The organism is Chitinophaga lutea (assembly GCF_003813775.1).
Taxonomy (GTDB): domain Bacteria; phylum Bacteroidota; class Bacteroidia; order Chitinophagales; family Chitinophagaceae; genus Chitinophaga; species Chitinophaga lutea.
The window spans coordinates 1,213,718-1,231,916 of sequence record NZ_RPDH01000002.1; the positions used below are offsets into that span (position 1 = coordinate 1,213,718).

Consider the following 18,199-nt stretch of genomic DNA (forward strand, 5'->3'; position numbering starts at 1 on the left):
ACAGAAACCAAAACTTTTAGTCATGAAGCTGATCATTACCCTGGTAACGGTGCTGACCCTCCAGGTACAGGCCCGGGTAGCCGCCCAGACCATTTCCATGACAGGTAAGGACCTCTCTTTCAGGGAGATTTTTACCCGCCTTGAAAAACAGACCGGCTACGTGGTGTTCTACAACCTCGCCCTGCTGGATAAAACCACGCCGGTTTCCGTGTCTGCCCGGAACATGCCGGTGGAAACGTTCCTCAGCACCATCATGAACGGCCAGCCGATCGATTTTGAGATCAACAGCAAAACCATCACCATCAAGGCAAAAACGTTGCCGCCCGCGGCCGTGCAACAGGAGAAAACCGCGAAAGATCCGCCTGTGAAAGGAAAGGTGACGGACGAAGAAGGCAACCCGCTGCCGGGCGCTACCATTTCGGTGGCCGGCACCAGCCGCGGCGTGCAGACGAACGAGAAAGGCGAGTTTTCCATCGAAGCGGGTAAACAGGATGTGATCTACATTACTTATATCGGTTTCGAGCGAAAAGCATTGCCGGTAAAAGATATCAACGGCCCGCTCACCGTAAAGCTGCTGCCATCCAATAAAAACATGGACGAAGTGGTGGTGATCGGTTATGGCAGCGTGGCGAAAAAGGACCTCACGGGAGCAGTGTCTACCGTAAAAGTATCCGACCTGCAGGACATTCCCGCTCCCCGTGTGGACCAGATGTTGCAGGGCCGCATCGCCGGCGCGGAAATCGTGTCCACCGACGGCGAGCCCGGCGCCGGTACCTCCGTGCGCATCAGGGGCACCCGTTCCATCTCCGCCAGCAACGAACCGCTGTTCATCGTGGATGGATTGATGGACGCCATCACCAGCCTCAACGAATTGAACCCTTCAGACATCGCCACCATCAACGTGTTGAAAGACGCGTCTTCCACGGCCATCTACGGTTCCCGCGGCAGCAACGGCGTTATCATCATCACCACCAAATCGGGCGGCGACAAACGCGGAAAGACCAATTTCACCCTCCGCAACGACATGGGCTTCTCCGAACTGCCGCGCTACCTCGACCTGATGAACGCCACGGAATTCGCGCAGCTGCAAAATGACCGCTACTATTTTGCGTCCACCGCCAACCAGACCAAACCACTGGAAGAATACCCCTATCCCGACCCGCTGGCCCTGGGCGAAGGCACCAACTGGACAAGGGAAATCACCCGCCGTGCGCCTTATCACAACATCACGCTGTCCGCTTCCGGCGGCGACAAGGCCACGCAGTATTTTTTCTCCGCCAATTACAACAACAATCAGGGCATCATACAGAACAGCGGCATGCAACGCTACCAGGTGCGCCTCAACCTCGACCGTACCATCAGCCAGTTCGTAAAGGCGGGTGTACGTTTCAACTATTCCAGCCTCGACCGGCAACTGAACAATGCAGATGTAGGCACGAGCACCCTCTGGTACCGCTCCACCATCTTCCTGGCGCCCACCATCCCGGCGTATAAACCGGACGGCAGCTTCAACGACTGGAACACACAATGGTACTCCGGCACGCTCTTCGATTCCCCGCTGGCCAACGTGCTGCTGAAAAAGAACGACCGGCTTGAAAAAAGCCTCAGTTCCATGGCTTATATCGAAATCACGCCGTTCAAGAACGTGCTGGTGCGCTCCACCATTTCTTATTCGGACTTTTCGAGAACGAACGACCAGTTTACGCCCTCCACCATGCCTTCGCGCGTGAACGCCAATTCCGGCGCCTATGCGTACAAAAGCAGCTATGCGGAAAACAACCTGCTGAATGAAAACACCATCACGTATAAACGCAGCTGGAACAAACGCCACAATTTCGACGCGATGTACGGTTTTACGGTGCAGCGCCGGAAGTACGACAACCTCACGGCCAGCGGCAGCGGGTATTTTGTAGACGACATCGAAACCAACGACCTCGGCGCTTTGCCGTCGAAAGAAACGGTGACGCTGGGCTCCTCGCTCGAAACCCTCGGCCGCCTGTCGCACCTCGCCAGGGTGAACTACAACTACCGCAACCGCTACTATCTCACCGCTACCATGCGGGCCGACGGGGCGTCCAACTTCGCGAAAAACAACAAATGGGCGATGTTCCCTTCCGCCGCATTCAAATGGAATATCAGCAACGAGGCTTTCATGCAGGGCTTCAATAAACTCAGCGAGCTCTCGCTCCGCCTGAGCGGCGGCACCTCGGGCAACGACGCGATTTCCCGGTACCAGTCGCTTTCCCGGCTTTCCTCCACTACCGGCGGTTACCTGTTCAACGGCACGCAGCCCGTGGCGTATTATCCCTCCCGTATTTCGAACGAAGGGCTGACCTGGGAAAAAACCACCACCTTCAATGCGGGCATCGACCTGTCGTTTTTCAACAAGCGGCTCGACATTGTGCTGGATGTATACCGCAGCGCTACGGCTGACCTCCTGCTCACTGTACAGCTGCCCACGCACGTCGGGTATGGCTCCAGGCTCGCCAACATCGGGAAAACCTCCAACCGGGGGATCGAGCTCACGGTGAACCATGAGAACATCCACCGGAAGAACTTCTCCTGGTCCACCACCGTCACCGCCGCGCACAACTCGCAGCGTGTGGACGATATCGGCGGGCTCGACAAGGTGTCCGTATACGACAATCCCTATGGCGCGCAATACATGATGTACGGGTATGTGAAAGGCCGGCCGCTGAATGCCCTCTGGGGTATGGAATACGGCGGGGTATGGAAAAGCCAGGCCGAGATCGAAAAGAACAAAACCAGCAAACAGTACGCTTCATCCGCCGTCAACTTCTACCAGCCGGGCCGCCAGCGGTATAAGGACCAGAATCAGGATGGCATTCTTGACAACAACGACCTCGTGTACCTCGGCAATGCCGACCCTTATGTGTACGGCGGTATCCAGAATACCTTCCGGGTGAAAAAAGTAAGCCTGTCGTTTTACGTCAACTACTCGCTGGGCGGAAAAATCTACAATCCCACCGAACTTTTTATGGGCACCGGTACTTACCTGAGCAACCAGTTCCGCTACATGGTAAATGCCTGGCACCCGGTGCGGAACCCTACATCCGAATATCCCCGCGCGGATTCGAAAGACGATATCCCGAACGACCGTTTCCTGCACGATGCGACCTTCCTGCGGCTCAAAAACGTGTCGATCGCCTACCCGCTCGATCTCACGAAGATCACCGGCAGAAAGCTGCAGTCGCTTTACCTGGCGCTGAGCGCCAACAACCTCGTGCTCTGGAAATACTACAACGGCTACGACCCGGAAGTGTCCACCCAAAGCGCAGGCTCGACCATCCGCAGGATGGACAACGGCGCCTATCCCACCAGCCGAACGCTCACCTTTAGTGCAGAACTGAAATTCTAAAAACACCGAACATGAAAACGACCAAGAACAACATACTTTTTTTCCTGCTGCTCGGCGGTGCGGTCACCCTGGGGAGCTGCGGCAAGCTGCTGGAAGAAGACCCGAACAGCTTCGTGAGCCCCGATGCGTTCTTTAAATCGGAAAGCCAGTGCATCGCGGCACTCAACGGGTGCTACATGGAGCTGACCAATATTTACGCGGCCGACCTGATGATTTCGCTGGAAGCGGTGACCGATCTCGCGTTCCTCAGTTCCTCCAACCTCGACGCCAAACTGGAAATCTCTCCTGCCAACCCCGGCATGGGCGATAATATCTGGACGGCCTGTTATAAAGGCGTGATGTATTGTAATGCCGCCATCAGCGGTATAGAGAACGCCACCATCCCCGCCGATAAAAAACCGCCGCTGAAAGCAGAAGCCGTTGCTCTGCGGGCGCTGTATTATTACATCCTCACCAGCACCTTCGGCGATGTGCCGTATTACACGACAGACATCAACAGCCTCAGCGTACTCGAGACCATCTCCAAACTGGGCCGTATGAGCGCCAACGAAACAAGGGCCACGCTCATTAAAGAACTACAGGAATATGCGCCCAAACTGCCACAGATGCGTACCTCGGAGGTGAAAGACAACCGCATTTCCGCGCCCATGGCGTATATGCTGATCGGCAAGATGGCGCTCTGGAATAAAGACTATGCCGCCTGCACGCAGGCCATGGAGGAAATCAGGAAGATCTACGGCCAGCTGGTGCAGTACCCGCTGGAAGCCACTTATTTCCGGAACAAAAACACGGCTGAATCGATTTTTGAAATACAATACACCTGGTCTGCCACCGGCCTGAAAAAGACCTCTACCGTGGCGGCCTTCTTCACACCCGTTAAAGCTTCCGGCACGAGTACGTACGACGGGGTGAACATTCCCGAACTGGGCGATGCCGCCAATCCTTTCAATTCCATTACGCCGTCGGAATACCTGATGTCGCTCTACGACCTGGCCGACCCGCGGAAAGAGATCATCCTCGCCTACAGTTACAACGGCACCTGGTTCAAAAGGCCCATGGCCAACAATGGTACCGGCAAACCCTGGATGGGCCCCAAATTCTGGTGCCCCGGCATGACCAACATCGCGGACGGCAACAACCAGAAAGTATTCCGCTATGCCGATGCGCTGCTGATGCTGGCGGAGGCCGCCAACGAAACCGGCAACACCGACCTGGCCATGCAATGCCTGAACGAAGTGAAAGGCAGGGCCGGTGAAGACTTCAAATTACCGGCCTATCCCGGCAAACCCGAATTCCTCGCCGAACTGAAAAAAGAACGGGCCCGCGAACTGATGGGCGAATACGGCCGCAAATGGGACCTGGTGCGCTGGGGCGATTTCTTCCGCGTGGTGAATGAAACCATCGCACTGGAATACGAAACCGTCAAAACCAACATCCGCCCTTATCATGAATTTTACCCTATCCCGGACAAGGAAGTTGTCCGTTCCGGAGGGGCATTAACAAATCCTGCATATAACCAATAAGCGTATATGAAAAAAATAATCTGCTTCCCGCTGTTCCTCCTCTCCCTCTGCGCCATGCTGTCCGCCAGCGCCCAGGGTACCTTCCGGGTATTGAGCTATAACATCCTCGAAGGCATGGTGAAAGACACCACCAAAGGCAAAACCGTTTTCGTGGAATGGGTGAAAGCCCGCAACCCGGACGTAGTGGCCCTGCAGGAGTGCAACGGCTTCACCCAGAAAACGCTGGAAGAACTCGCCCTGAGCTACGGCCATCCCTATGCCGTGATCGTCAAGGAAAACGGCTACCCTACCGGGCTTACCTCGCGTTATCCGATTGCAGACATCCGCAAGGTGAACGAAAGCATGACCCATGGTTTTATCATGGCGCGCATCGAACAGTACAACATCGTGGTGCTGCACCTCAACCCGCATAAACACCTGAAAAGAAGAGCCGAGATCGCACAGGTGCTGAAAAACGTGGAGCTGCAGAAAGACCGGAAAAACTGGATCATGATGGGGGATTTTAATTCCGTGTCGCCCCTCGATAAGGAGCGCATCGAAAAATCGGGCTACATCGCCCGCCAACAGGCCGCTGCCGCCAAACGCCCCATGCTGGACAATCTCGTCAACGGCAACGCGGTGGATTACCAGGTGCAGCAGCACATCCTGGACGCCGGTTTCACCGACGCCGGGCACACTTACGACGCCCGCGAAAAGGCCCGCACCGGCAAAAGCATCATCAATACCGATACGCGGATAGATTATATCTACCTCAGCAGCGACCTCGCAAAGAAGCTCGCCGCCTGCAGTTTTATTTACGACGACTTTACGGCCACCCATTCCGATCACCGGCCCATTTTACTCGACTTAAAAAAATAACGGATGAAGCAACATTTCTTATATCTCCTGGCCGGCGGTTTGATGGCCCTGCTTTTTTCCGCCTGCCGCAAAGAAATAGATTATAAATTCAGCACGGAGCTCGCCGTCGACAGCCGCATCATACGTCTGAACGCCAATGCAGACACCACGCAGATCATCGTGTATGCCGACGGTAAATGGTCGGTAGAGCCCGCTGAGGAAACAGACTGGATGAAACTGCAATCCACCTCCGGCGACGGTAAAGGCAGCGTGCGCGCGGAAGTGACCAGCAACGACGGGAACCTTCCCCGCGCCATCAAACTCGTGGTAAGGGCCGGCGGCAAAACCGACACCATCTCCCTGCAGCAGCGCGGCCTCACCCCGCAGATCGCCATCGCAGACACCACGCTGCAAAGCATCGCCAACGGCGGCATGCTCAAAACGGTGATCGCCACCAATGTGCCTTTGGAAAAGATGAACGTCAGCTACCGGTACGACGATGCGGCGCAGGCCGGCTGGCTCGGCAGCGTGAGCATCCAGAACGGTTACCTGTTCTTCAAAGCCGACACCAACCGCGCCGCCGCAGCGCGCTCAGGCGTGCTCACCCTGAGCTACCTCGACGCCCTGGGCACCACCACCCGCGATTCCGTGCGCGTACGCCAGCATCCGGGCATGAGTTTCGAAGGGGCCGTGCTGAAAGACTTTGCTTACGTCAAACAAAGCCTGGCGGCCGGCGTTATCCAGGAAAATATTTATATCGAGGGCATCGTGATCAGCGACAAAGGCCATCCCAACATCGCCAAAAACCTGAACGCCGCCACCAACAAACATACGCTCGACAAAACAGAGAACGCCATCGCCGTATACGTGCAGAGCATGGACGGTACAACGGGCCTCTACCTGAAAACCAAAACCGCCGGCGACAATATCTTCGCGTTCAACGACCATGTGAAAATATGGCTTAAAGGCGCCACGCTGACTTCCCTCACCAATCCCGGCCGTACGGTGATTTCCAATATCGAAGCGCCGCAGGTGATGGGGAAAGAAAGCCGCACTACCCCGTTGCAGCCCCGCGAGAAGTATATCGGCGACCTGACCGACAACGACCTGTATACCTACGTGAAACTGAAAGACGTGGAAATATCCGTTCCCTCCGGTTCCTTCAGCAACATCAACGAAGGGTATATTGCCCGAATGGACTGCTACCCTACGCATATCCGCGACGTCAAAGGCGCAGGGCTGTACATGCTCACCAACCTCGATGTGCCTTACCGCCGCGACGGCACGCAGGTGCCCCAGGGCTCCGGCACCATCGCCGGTGTGCTGGTGAGTGAAACACTTGAGCGTTATGGCGGCAACATCGGCAAATACGCCATCCGTCATTTGAAAAGAGAAGATATTGTTTTGCAGTCCGCGCGGGAAAACGGTTTCTCGAACGTGCTGGTGGAGTGGAGCCGTTTTAAAAACGAATTCGCCGCCACACCCACGGAGAGTCAAAACCCGCTGACGCCCGAAACCGGTACCGGCCGGCTGTTCCAGACCACGAAAACAGGTCTTGACTTCACCGCCAACGGCATCTCCGGCGCCACCGACTACAACGCCCTGTTACAGGAAGCCGCCACCAATAAAGGCGCCGTCAGCTTTGGTGGCTGGGCCTGCAAAAACTGGTGGAATACCACCGCCAACAAAGGCGAAGGCTGGATGATACAACTTTCCACCGCCGGCATCAGCAAGCCCATCTCACTGCAGCTCGAGGGCAATTCCGATATCGGCGGGCCCCGGAACTTCGTGGTGGAGTGGGCTGCTTCCAACGAAAGCACGGCGGTGTGGAGCAGCGTGGGCTCCTTCACGTTCGAAGACGTAGCCAACTGGTCCAATACCCTGCTCACGCAGGTGGCTGGCAACAAAGTGGTCAACTTCAACTTCCCGCAGGCAGCCAGCGGCCTGCCGCAGCTCTACATCCGGGTGCGAGTGGCGAACAGAACGGCAGGCACCACCACCAACCCCACCGGCGGCACGCTGGGCGCTACCGCCACATCGAGGCTGGTGCATGTGTCTGTGAAATACAATAAATAAACGGAAACCCTGCAATATGGTAAAAGGCCGGTCGTAATGACCGGCTTTTTTTATTTGTACGCTTTGTCGAGCTCTTTCATAACGGCATGATCGAGGCGCAGCGCCAGCAGTCCGCGTATATCGTTATAGATAGACGCCGGTACCCATTGCGGCATGGCCCCCAGCGTTTCCGGCTGATCGCCCAGGTGTTCGTAAAATGCAACCGCGGCGGCATTCCAGAGGTCTTTCGCCTTTTGCCGGAAGCACCACTCGCTGAATGCATAATAAGCTGTAAGCCTCACTGTATCGTTAACACGATGTGCTGCGATAGTAGCAGGAAGCAGCTCGATGAAAAAATCATAGATCGAAAAGTCGTTCACCTCGATTTCCTTCTTCAGGCCGGGCAGGCATGCCATTGCTTTTCTCCGCCAGGTACTCATGGAGCAGTGTGTTTTATCATACAAGAATATTTTCAGATGCCTTATATCCATCCGTATTCATCTTCCTTAAGGCATGGAATGCAGGATTATCATCTTTAACAAATGTAAACCTGAATTTCAACAGGAATATCCGGCCATTGAATAGTTGGCAACTGCCTTCAAAATCAAATGTATGCCCTTTTTGATAACCGAAATTTCCGATTCGAACACTTTGATTAGTGTCTCTTCTCTTTATGGTCCCGCGGCAAAAAAAAACCTACCTTTAAGATACAAACCCGGGGAACCATGGTTACGTTCGAAACAAAGTGCTATGAAAACGACTGGGAATTCATCCTCAAAGGCCGCCGCCTCGAAGAAACCATCGGGCGCTGCAGGTTCGGTTTTGCGCGGAAAACGGTCATCATCAACAATGTGGACAACCCCGCCCGCGTACGGCGCTATGCGGACAAGAAAGTACAGCAGGGCGTGATCGACCGGTATTACTTCGCTGCCGACTACGCCGACGCGGCGCTGGAATTTTTCAGGATTGACAAGGCTTCCTTCCGCGGGGGCTACTATTATTCGATCGCGGAGCTGGTGGGCATCTTCCTTTGCGAAACACCATACCTCCTCCACTTTTCGAGCGATACACGGCCCGCGTACGGCAACCCGCCCTGGATTGCGGAAGCGATCGGCATTTTTGAACAGCGGGAAGACGTGGTAGTGGCCAACCCTGCCTGGGATCATCGTTTTGAACATGCGGAAGAAGAGTCCTTCGACAGCACCGGGAATTTTTACCTGGGATACGGGTTCTCAGACCAGTGTTACCTCATCCCCACCGCCCGCTTCAGGCAGCCGGTATTCAACGAAACACACCCGGAATCGGCCCGGTATCCCGCATACGGCGGGGAGCTGTTCGAAAAGCGGGTAGACAGTTATATGCGCAACCACCAGTTGCTGCGCATCACCAGCAAAACGGCCGCGTATGAGCACAAAAATTTCCCCAAAGGCCGCCTCGACCGGCTTCGGCTTAAACTGGACATGTACCTGAACCGTTCATCATCATCTAAATAAATATCCGCTATGAGCTTTAAAGAATCCTTCACCCTCCATGGTGAAAACCTCGTCAAAAAAGTAAAGGAACTGATCGAAGAAGGCAACGTCAGGAAAATTTCCATTTCCAACAAGGAAGGGAAAGAACTGATGAGCTTCCCCCTCACCATCGGCGTGGTAGGCGTGCTGCTGGCGCCCATCCTGGCCGCCGTAGGCGCCGCCGCGGCATTCATCGGCGAATGTACCATTACCGTAGAAAGAGAAGCGCCGGAAGAAGAAAAAAAGGAACTGTGACCTTTGCCGTTCCATTGGGCCGTGCCGCAACTACCGCGGGCACGGCTTTTTTGTTTATGGCGCGGTTTTCAGTTCGTTCAGCTGCTCCTCCAGCCCTTTGAGATCGCTGGGCTGTTTGGCGGAAGATACCACCAGCTCCGAGTTTTTGAGGATGGCGTAACGGGGGATGTACAGCGTTTTGTTCTTTTCGCCGAAAATATCGCGGAGGTCTTTCATCAGCGCTTCGGACGCACGGAGATGGTAACCCTGCAAATCATAATATTTGATCATCTCTTTCCAGCGCGGCTCATCCTGCAGCCGGTCGATGGAAATGTACACCGCTTCCACACCCTGTTTTTTCAGCAGGGCTTTCAGGTCCCTGTTATACGCAAACTGGGCTTTGCAGGGCGTACACCAGGTAGCCCAAAGGTCGATGTACACGGTTTTGCCGGGGAAAGCGGCGGCCAGCGCCCTGAAGGAAGCGGGCTGCTCCTCCACGAACCGGTGGTCGTCGGTGAAGCCGGCTTTGATTTTATCATGATACGCCACCACCCGCTGTACACCCTTTTGCATCGGCGCGATAAACCGGCTGCCGGGGTACATCGCGGCAAAGGCGCGGTATTCGCCGGGGATGAACGCCTGAAACTGGTTGTAGGTGAGCAGATCGCCCAGCCACGATGCCAGCAGGTACTCCTTTACCGGCCCCCGGTAATGCTGCCGGATGACCTTGCCCAGGAACAGATCGCGCTCGTCGCTGGTGGCGGCTTTGGTAAAAGTGCCCGATGCGGAAGGCAACAGGTAACCGAGATAGTTGGTGTTGTACATGTTCACGAAATAGAAAAACTCCATCGATCCGGCATTACTACGGTCCATCATGTTGCAGACACCGCGCAGCGACTGCCAGGCGGCCACCAGCTGCTGCACCGCGGCTTGCTGAAAGCCGGGCTTCTTTTTGTCGGCCTGCACGGCCATGGTAGGCCGCAACAGGGTAGCGCCCAGCACGGACGCATAATAACCGGCGGTCAGTTTCTCCGCATGCTGTAAAAACGCCCGGTCTGTTTTCTTTTCCCGGAACAGGTTGGTGAAGCGCTGCAACTGCGCCGCCTGGTCTGCCCGCACCCGTTTGGCATTGTGCGCGAACACGGAGTCTTCGGCATAGTACCGCATTCCCCGCTGCTGGTAAAACTCCGCGGAAACGTTGTTCAGCTCCAGCTGTCCCTCCGCATCCGGCCCGGTAACGGCCACCGGGTTCACGGTATCCGCAGCGTTGACCGTCAGGCTGTAACTCTTACCGGGTTTGACATAAAGCGTATAACAACGTTTGTAGAAAAAATAATAAGCGCCGGGAACCTTCTCCGTATTCGGGAACACTGCCGTGCCGCTGCTGTCGAGCCGCCGCTCCGATAAATTGCCCATAAAGAATTCCCCCTGCACCGGCGGCAACACGCGCAACTGCTGCCCCGCCCCGCCGGCGGCGCTAAAGGTGATAACGGGCTCCTGCGCGAAAAGCCATACAGGGCAGCATACAAGAAAAAACAGATACAGCTGACGTTTCATAATCCGGAATTTGGCTGCTTAAGATACTAAAAAATCTTCCCGGGGTTGCAATTTCAGGGGCATTCTCCTATATTGTGAGCTACGACCAGTAAACCACGTCTCCATGAAAATCAACAGACGCGCCGCCCTCCGGCAGCTTTTCGTGATATCCGCCGGCGCAGCCGTTTTACCGGCCTGCGTCAACGACAAAAAATCCACCAAAGCGTCCGGGCTGCTCGCCCTTACGCCGGAGCAGGAGCAAACGCTCGCGGACATTTCCGCCACGCTCATCCCTACCACCGACACGCCGGGCGCCCGGGAAGTGGAAGCCCACCTGTTCGCCCTTCGCATGGTCAGCGATTGTTACAAAAAAGACGACCAGGAGAAATTCCGAAAGGGCCTCACGCAGTTCAGCGATAATGTGCGCCAGCAATACGGCAAGCTGTTCCAGGATTGCGCCGCCGCCGATAAACAGAACATCATCGCCAAAGCGACCGCCTCGAAAGATGCCGGCACCGACGCGGCCTATTTCTACAACACTTTCAAACGCCTCACCATCCAGGCATACACCAGCTCCGAATACTATCTCACCAAGGTAGACGCTTACAAGCTCGTGCCCGGCAAATTCATCAGCAGCGTAAAAGTATAACCACTACTATTCATCAGCTATGTTCAATATCAACGATTCCGTGAAGGAGCGCACCTATGATGCGATTGTGATCGGCTCCGGCATCAGCGGGGGCTGGGCGGCCAAGGAACTGACCGAAAAAGGGCTCAAAACCCTCGTGCTCGAACGCGGCCGCAATGTGCAGCATCTGAAAGATTATCCCACTACCAACATGATGCCCTGGGAATTCCCCCACCGCGGCCAGGTGCCGCTGGCGGTAACGGAAGAAAACCCGGTGGTCAGCCGCTGCTATGCGTTTAAAGAAGATGCGATGCACTTCTTCGTAAAAGACAAGGAACATCCCTACGTACAGGATAAACCGTTCGACTGGATCCGCGGTTACCAGGTAGGCGGCAAATCGCTGCTCTGGGCGCGGCAGACGCAACGCTGGAGCGACTTCGATTTTGAAGGGCCCGCCCGCGACGGGTTTGCGGTAGACTGGCCCATCCGGTACAAGGATCTCGCGCCCTGGTACAGCCATGTGGAAAAGTTCGCGGGCATCTCCGGGAATAAAGACGGCCTGCCGCAGCTCCCCGACGGTGAATTTTTGCCGCCGCTGGAGCTCAACGATGTAGAGAAATATTTCAAGGACTTCGTAGGTAAAAACTATAAAGACCGGCATGTGATTTTCGGCCGCTGCGCCCATCTCACCGAACCGAAACAGATCCACCTCGATCAGGACCGCGCCCAGTGCCAGAACCGGGTGCTGTGCCAGCGGGGCTGCCCCTTCGGCGGGTACTTCAGCAGCAATGCCTCCACCCTGCCCTGGGCCGCCAAAACCGGTAACCTGACCCTGCGACCCGACAGCGTGGTGCAGGAAATCATGTACGACGAAAAACTCGGCAAAGCCAGCGGCGTGCGGGTAATAGACGCCAACACCAAAGCCGTCACCGAATATTTTGCGTCCGTTATCTTTGTGAATGCCAGCGCGCTCAATACCAACCTGCTGCTGCTGAACTCGGTATCGAACCGGTTCCCCAACGGCCTTGGGAACGACAGCGGCACACTCGGCAAATACGTGGCCTTCCACAACTACCGCGCCCGCATCAGCGGCATATGCCATGATTACAAGGATGTCTACACGGAAGGCCGCCGTCCTTCCAGCGCTTACCTGCCGCGCTTCCGCAACGTATACAAACAGGAAACCGACTTCCTGCGCGGATATGCCGCAGGCTTCTCCGCGGGCAGAAACACCCGTCGCGACACCAGCGGTTTCGGGCAGGGCCTGAAAGACGAACTGATGAAAAAACAGCTGGGCGACTGGCACGTGGGATCCCATATGATGGGCGAAACCATTCCCAAAGCCTCCAACTTCGTGGCGCTCGACGCCAGCCAGAAAGACGCCTGGGGCATGCCTTTGCTGAAAGTGAACATCAGCTACGACGACAACGATGAAAAAATGGTGAAGGACTTCCACGAGCAGATGACGGAGATGTACACCAAAGCCGGTTTTACCGACATCAAGGTGACCGACAGCAAACAGGCCCCCGGCCTCGATATCCATGAAATGGGCGGCGCCCGCATGGGCCACGATCCCAAAACCAGCATGCTCAACAAATGGAACCAGCTGCATGCCTGCCGGAACGTATTCGTGACGGACGGCGCGTGCATGACTTCCACCAGCACACAGAACCCTTCGCTCACGTATATGGCGCTGGCCGCCAGGGCCGTGGATTACGCGGTGGAGCAGCTGAAGAAAAAAGAACACTGATTTTCAAAACATGCATATATAAGAAAGTGCCCCACCTATGTGGAGGCACTTTCTTTTTTTGTCACCTTTCTATCCCTAAAGCAATTTTATTTTATCGGGACAACTTTACCGGATGCGCTGGCATTCCCTACTGTCAGTTTGTAGATCAGGAATACGCGCATGTATTCAGGCACCTGGTATTGGATGTGCTGAGCACTGCCCTTGATCACATTCGCCTTTTGCACCGTTGCCATGCGTTGGCCCATCAGGTTGTAGAGCGTCAGCTCTGCCATGCCTGTTTGCGGTGCAACATATTTGAATATGAGCACGTCGGAATACGGGTTCGGGAATACCGTCACTTTCATCTTGGCTTCATCTGCCGTTGTTGTAGCAGCTGCCTGGCGGCTCACGCTGAGCGTGGTGATATTGCCGGCGGACAGGTTGATGTTGTTGCTGGATGAAGCCCATCCTACCAGTACTGCGCACTTGTCGAATCCTCTGTTGATGGCATCTACCGCTGCATTCACGTCTGACGCTGTGATACCGCTGACGGTCTGCCCGCCCAGGTATTTATTCGCCAGATCGAACAGGCCCTGTACGGTAGCCTGGCCGGTAGAAGTCAGGTAAGCCACTACGTTCTTCGGCAGTGTGAAGGTATCTATCTTTGATACCGGTGTGGTGCTGCCGCACGCGGTTACCTTCGCGGTGAACAGGGAGTCGCCCTGAATGGCCAGTCCTGACAGTGAAGTGGTGACACCCATGTTGAAGAACAGCGCCATCGTTTGTGACAACAATACGTTGTTGATCTTTCCATAAGTGCTCTTCGCCGTTGAGATCGGCACATTGGCCCAGGTATTGGTTTTGGTGAAGGTAGCGTAGCCTTTCAGCGCTGCTGGTGTACCACCGCCCGGCAGCATCTTGAAGATGTCGTCGCTGGTGATGTTGGCCAGGAACAACGTGAAGAACTTGCCGGTAGATGTCAGGCCGAATACGGCGGAATCGCCTACCTGTGCATCCATCACAGTTGTCATCATGACTTTCGCGGTAACGCTGGTGCCGCCCGGAGTGCAGCCAAGGCCGCCCTTGTTGCCGTAGAAGCCCTGCGTATAAGTACAGTAGCTGTCGCAGCAGCTCACGGTCACAGCCTGTTCTACATAAGTGCTGTTACCGCATTCGTCGGTGGCCGTCCACCGCCTGATGTGTACGAACGGACAGGCGGAGCCTTCCCTCCTGTCGCTGGTGGTTACCGTTACGGTACCGCCGCAGTTGTCTTCAAACGTCGGAGGATCGAAGGTTACCTGTACGCCGCAGGCCAGCAGTTTGTTGTCTGCCTTGGTTACTACCACCGGCGCTACATCGTCGAATACCGTCACGGTCTGATACAGGGTGTCGGACTTGTTGCCGCAGGCATCTTCTGCCCACCACATCCGTACTACCTTGAATCTGTTCACGCAGGTGCTGTCTGTTACCGTCTGGCTGTAGTGAACCGTTGCGTCGCCGCAATTATCGGTAGCGGTTACGTTTCCGGCCGCAGGCACGTCTTTCGCGCAGGCCACGGTCACATCGCTCACGTTACCGTCGAGTACCGGTGCAATATTGTCTTTCACGTGAATGGTCTGTTTCACGGAATCACTGTTACCGCACGCGTCGGTGAATACCCAGGTGCGTACGATGGTGAGGTCGCAGCCGGATCCGGTGCGGGTTGCACTGCATACCGGTGTGAGATTGCCATCGCAATTATCCGTAGCCGTCGGTGATGGCGGCGCAGGAATATCCTTTTCGCACTGTACGGAGATTTCTTTGTCGAAATCGGCCGTGATCACAGGTTTCACGTCATCGTAAACCGTAATGGTCTGGCGCAGGGTGTCGGACTTGTTGCCGCAGGCGTCTTCTGCCCACCACATCCGCACTACCTTGAATCTGTTCACGCAGGTGCTGTCTGTCACCTCTTCACTGTAGTGAACGGTTGCTTCGCCGCAATTATCGGTAGCAGTGATGTTGGCAGCGGCAGGCACGTCTTTCGCACAGGCCACGGTCGCATCGGTCACGGAACCGTTCAATACCGGTTTGGTATTGTCTTTCACGTGGATGATCTGCGTTACGGAATCACTGTTGCCGCAGGCGTCGGTGAATATCCATTTGCGCACGATGCCGAGGTCGCAACCCGTACCATTGCTGATGGAGCTGTAAACCGGCGTGAGGGCGCCGTCGCAATTATCGGTAGCCGTCGGGGTCGGCGGTTCGGGTATGCCGTCTTCGCACTGTACCGTGATTTCTCTTTCGAAATCAGCGGTGATCACAGGCTTCACGTCGTCATTTACGGTGATGGTCTGGCGCAGGGTGTCGGACTTGTTACCGCAAGCGTCTTCCGTCCACCACATCCGTACCACCTTGAATTTATTTACGCAGGTGCTGTCTGTCACCATCTGGCTGTACTGAACCGTTACGTCTCCGCAATTATCGGTAGCGGTCACGGTTGGCGCGGCAGGCACGTCTTTGGCACAGGCCACGGTCGCATCGCTCACGTTGCCGTTCAGTACGGGTGCGGTATCGTCTTTCACATGGATGGTCTGTTTCACGGAGTCTGCGTTGCCGCAGGCATCGGTGAATACCCAGGTGCGTACGATCGTTGAGTCGCAGGCGGTACCACTACCGATAGCACTGTACACCGGTGTCAGTTCGCCGTCGCAATTATCCGTTGCCGTCGGGGTTGGCGGAGCGGGTATGTCGTTGACGCACTGCACGGAGATTTCCTTTTCAAATTCAGCCGTGATCACAGGCTTCACGTCGTCGTTGACGGTGATGGTCTGCCGCAGCGTATCTGAGGTATTACCGCAGGCGTCCACAGCCCACCATTTGCGCACGATCTTGAATTTGTTCACGCAGGTGCTGTCCGTCGTTTCCTGGCTCATCTGTACCTGCATTTCTGCCTGGCAATTATCGGAAGCGGTCACTGCCGGTGCAGCCGGTACGTCTTTCGCACAGGCCACGGTAGCGTCTGCTACGGTGCCGGCCAGTACGGGCGGAATGGTATCTTTCACCTGGATGGTGCGCATACAGGTATCTTTCACCTTACCGTCAGGCGTTGCGGTGATCAGTTGCAGCACATAAGCGCCGCAGCTGCTGCCGGCCAGTACGGTAACGCTGCTGCCGTTGGTAGCGCCGGGAATGCTAGCATTACCCGTTACGCTCCAGCTGTAAGAGCTGACATCGGCAGGAGGCGGCCCGGTATAAACATTGGATGTTCCGGGGCACACGGGGTCAGGACCGTCAATCACGCACGGCGGATGCGCATGCTCGGTAACGGTAATGACGACGGTGTCTTTATCCATACAGCCGATGCTGTCGGTAATCGTCACAATGAACTGGTATACACCGGCGGAAGGAGGAACGAAGTAAGGATTGGCGATATTGGTGGCTGACAGCCCTGTAGCGGGGCTCCAGCTGAATGTGTAGGGTGCGGTGCCGCCGCTGGGCACGGCATTGAGATAAGCCGTATCCAGGTTCGTGATCGCCTGGTCCGTTCCGGCGTCAACGGATGCTTTCTGTACCACCACGGGCGTGCCCGGGCTTTCATGTGTGCCCAGGTAGCAGGTGTCTTTCAATCCGTTGCGGGTCACGATCAGCTGCAGGTTAAAAGAACCGGCATTGAAAGTAGATCCGATGGGCACCACTTCGATGTTGGCCAGGGTGGCGTTCACGATCTGGGCCCCGGCGGTATTGGCGCCGATGATGCTCCAGAGGTAAGTAACGCCTTGCGCATCGTCGACCGTGGAAGTGTAGAGCAGCGGCGAGAATTCGGCGCATACCCTGTCCGGTCCGGCCACTTCGCACTCAGGCGGAACAAGAACAGCATCGGTTTTCAAGGACCTGTCCTGATTACCGATGCTGACCACGTTCCCATTAATGATCCAGTTCTTCAGACGCATGTGGTAGGGAGAACCGTTGATACCGGAAGCCGAATTGGATTCCCCGGTAACAGGGTCGCTGCCCCATTCTGCTTCACTGGCGATGTGCCCGCCCCAGGCGAGCACCACCGTTTCTTTCAGGGCTTTGAACGTAATGTTGATCACGGTTTCAGACTGCGCGGCCGTGAGGTTGCCTTCGGAAGCATACGTCACGCTTAACAGGTCTGCATTGTACCCCGTCATCACCCTTTCAGCCGCCGGCAGGGCGTTAAAGCTGGCAGCCGGTTGGCCCGCAACGGGCGTGCCCGCAGTGGAGGGCACGGGAATGGGTTCCGTGTCGGTGCTCGTAAAATAAGCCGCCGGGAACCCGGTTACGTTCAGAATGGGGTTGACAGTTTCGGCGGTATGCCCGAATGTGATATGGGGTTCCAACCGCTGGAATTGCGTAATGTAATCGAGGGCATGTTTACTGCCGTTCCGCACGTCGAGCGCCACCACCAGGGTGTACGTCTGATTCACCACCAGGCTTTTCAGAACGGCGCGGTAAGGCACGGAGTATCCCTCGAGAAAGTGGGCGGTGTTGCCGTTCAGGTTACCGTTCACCCAATCTACCGGCGTAGTAGGGGCCGAGGCCTTCCCATTGGCGCCCTGGTCGAGGTTGGCGGATTGCGCCTGCGCAACCACGGTGAACAATAAAAACATGAAGGCGGAAAAAAGTAGAGATCTGACATAATGTTGTAGATGAGGAGAAAAACGATCACTGACATCTGAATCAAATTGGCTCATAAACGCAGATTTTGAAATGAACAATAGGTATCATCCCGCGTAGTTTATACGCAGTATCAGGAATGGGAAAAAA

At 55.7% G+C, this 18,199-nt stretch carries 11 protein-coding genes; 8 read left to right on the forward strand and 3 right to left on the reverse strand.

What is annotated here, in order from left to right:
• Window positions 1-22: 22 nt before the first annotated feature.
• The 4 genes from EGT74_RS17155 to EGT74_RS17170 are packed head-to-tail and all read left to right on the forward strand — an operon-like array spanning window position 23 to window position 7,815.
• Entirely contained in the window at window positions 23-3,379 is a 3,357-nt protein-coding gene (locus tag EGT74_RS17155) for a TonB-dependent receptor (RefSeq protein WP_123847801.1), read from the forward strand.
• An 11-nt stretch (window positions 3,380-3,390) separates the two neighbouring features.
• Window positions 3,391-4,902, forward strand: a complete 1,512-nt coding sequence (locus tag EGT74_RS17160) for a RagB/SusD family nutrient uptake outer membrane protein (protein ID WP_123847802.1) — start codon at window positions 3,391-3,393, stop codon at window positions 4,900-4,902.
• A gap of 6 nt (window positions 4,903-4,908) precedes the next feature.
• Entirely contained in the window at window positions 4,909-5,760 is an 852-nt protein-coding gene (locus tag EGT74_RS17165; RefSeq protein ID WP_123847803.1) for an endonuclease/exonuclease/phosphatase family protein, read from the forward strand.
• A gap of 3 nt (window positions 5,761-5,763) precedes the next feature.
• The gene (locus EGT74_RS17170; RefSeq protein ID WP_123847804.1) at window positions 5,764-7,815 is read left to right on the forward strand and encodes a DUF5689 domain-containing protein; all 2,052 of its coding nucleotides are present in this window, start codon (window positions 5,764-5,766) and stop codon (window positions 7,813-7,815) included.
• Window positions 7,816-7,865: 50 nt separating this feature from the next.
• On the opposite strand, the gene EGT74_RS17175 is transcribed toward EGT74_RS17170, so the two are convergent.
• A complete protein-coding gene (locus EGT74_RS17175) occupies window positions 7,866-8,234 on the reverse strand; it encodes a DUF7674 family protein (RefSeq protein WP_123847805.1) in 369 nt (122 codons plus the stop codon).
• A 285-nt stretch (window positions 8,235-8,519) separates the two neighbouring features.
• On the opposite strand from EGT74_RS17175, the gene EGT74_RS17180 reads away from it, so the two are divergent.
• The gene (locus tag EGT74_RS17180; RefSeq protein ID WP_181954755.1) at window positions 8,520-9,287 is read left to right on the forward strand and encodes a hypothetical protein; all 768 of its coding nucleotides are present in this window, start codon (window positions 8,520-8,522) and stop codon (window positions 9,285-9,287) included.
• Between the two features lie 9 nt (window positions 9,288-9,296).
• A complete protein-coding gene (locus EGT74_RS17185; RefSeq protein WP_123847806.1) occupies window positions 9,297-9,560 on the forward strand; it encodes a DUF4342 domain-containing protein in 264 nt (87 codons plus the stop codon).
• Between the two features lie 54 nt (window positions 9,561-9,614).
• Here the strand turns inward: EGT74_RS17185 and EGT74_RS17190 are convergent, their stop codons facing one another.
• Window positions 9,615-11,096 (reverse strand): TlpA family protein disulfide reductase, encoded by a 1,482-nt coding sequence (locus EGT74_RS17190; protein ID WP_123847807.1) that lies wholly within the window; start codon window positions 11,094-11,096, stop codon window positions 9,615-9,617.
• A gap of 103 nt (window positions 11,097-11,199) precedes the next feature.
• On the opposite strand from EGT74_RS17190, the gene EGT74_RS17195 reads away from it, so the two are divergent.
• Together EGT74_RS17195 and EGT74_RS17200 are read left to right on the forward strand one after the other, a co-directional pair.
• A complete protein-coding gene (locus tag EGT74_RS17195; RefSeq protein WP_123847808.1) occupies window positions 11,200-11,724 on the forward strand; it encodes a gluconate 2-dehydrogenase subunit 3 family protein in 525 nt (174 codons plus the stop codon).
• 19 nt (window positions 11,725-11,743) lie between these two features.
• On the forward strand, window positions 11,744-13,453 hold the full coding sequence (locus EGT74_RS17200; RefSeq protein ID WP_123847809.1) for a GMC oxidoreductase: 1,710 nt from the start codon (window positions 11,744-11,746) through the stop codon (window positions 13,451-13,453).
• Window positions 13,454-13,539: 86 nt separating this feature from the next.
• On the opposite strand, the gene EGT74_RS17205 is transcribed toward EGT74_RS17200, so the two are convergent.
• The gene (locus EGT74_RS17205; protein WP_123847810.1) at window positions 13,540-18,042 is read right to left on the reverse strand and encodes an HYR-like domain-containing protein; all 4,503 of its coding nucleotides are present in this window, start codon (window positions 18,040-18,042) and stop codon (window positions 13,540-13,542) included.
• Window positions 18,043-18,199: the final 157 nt, after the last annotated feature.

Bases quoted from the DNA above. Each gene is read 5' to 3' on its own strand.
- EGT74_RS17155 (WP_123847801.1), top strand. From the start codon at position 23: ATGAAGCTGATCATTACCCTGGTAACGGTGCTGACCCTCCAGGTACAG.
- EGT74_RS17160 (WP_123847802.1), top strand. From the start codon at position 3,391: ATGAAAACGACCAAGAACAACATACTTTTTTTCCTGCTGCTCGGCGGT.
- EGT74_RS17165 (WP_123847803.1), top strand. From the start codon at position 4,909: ATGAAAAAAATAATCTGCTTCCCGCTGTTCCTCCTCTCCCTCTGCGCC.
- EGT74_RS17170 (WP_123847804.1), top strand. From the start codon at position 5,764: ATGAAGCAACATTTCTTATATCTCCTGGCCGGCGGTTTGATGGCCCTG.
- EGT74_RS17175 (WP_123847805.1), bottom strand. From the start codon at position 8,234: ATGAGTACCTGGCGGAGAAAAGCAATGGCATGCCTGCCCGGCCTGAAG.
- EGT74_RS17180 (WP_181954755.1), top strand. From the start codon at position 8,520: ATGGTTACGTTCGAAACAAAGTGCTATGAAAACGACTGGGAATTCATC.
- EGT74_RS17185 (WP_123847806.1), top strand. From the start codon at position 9,297: ATGAGCTTTAAAGAATCCTTCACCCTCCATGGTGAAAACCTCGTCAAA.
- EGT74_RS17190 (WP_123847807.1), bottom strand. From the start codon at position 11,096: ATGAAACGTCAGCTGTATCTGTTTTTTCTTGTATGCTGCCCTGTATGG.
- EGT74_RS17195 (WP_123847808.1), top strand. From the start codon at position 11,200: ATGAAAATCAACAGACGCGCCGCCCTCCGGCAGCTTTTCGTGATATCC.
- EGT74_RS17200 (WP_123847809.1), top strand. From the start codon at position 11,744: ATGTTCAATATCAACGATTCCGTGAAGGAGCGCACCTATGATGCGATT.
- EGT74_RS17205 (WP_123847810.1), bottom strand. From the start codon at position 18,042: ATGTTTTTATTGTTCACCGTGGTTGCGCAGGCGCAATCCGCCAACCTC.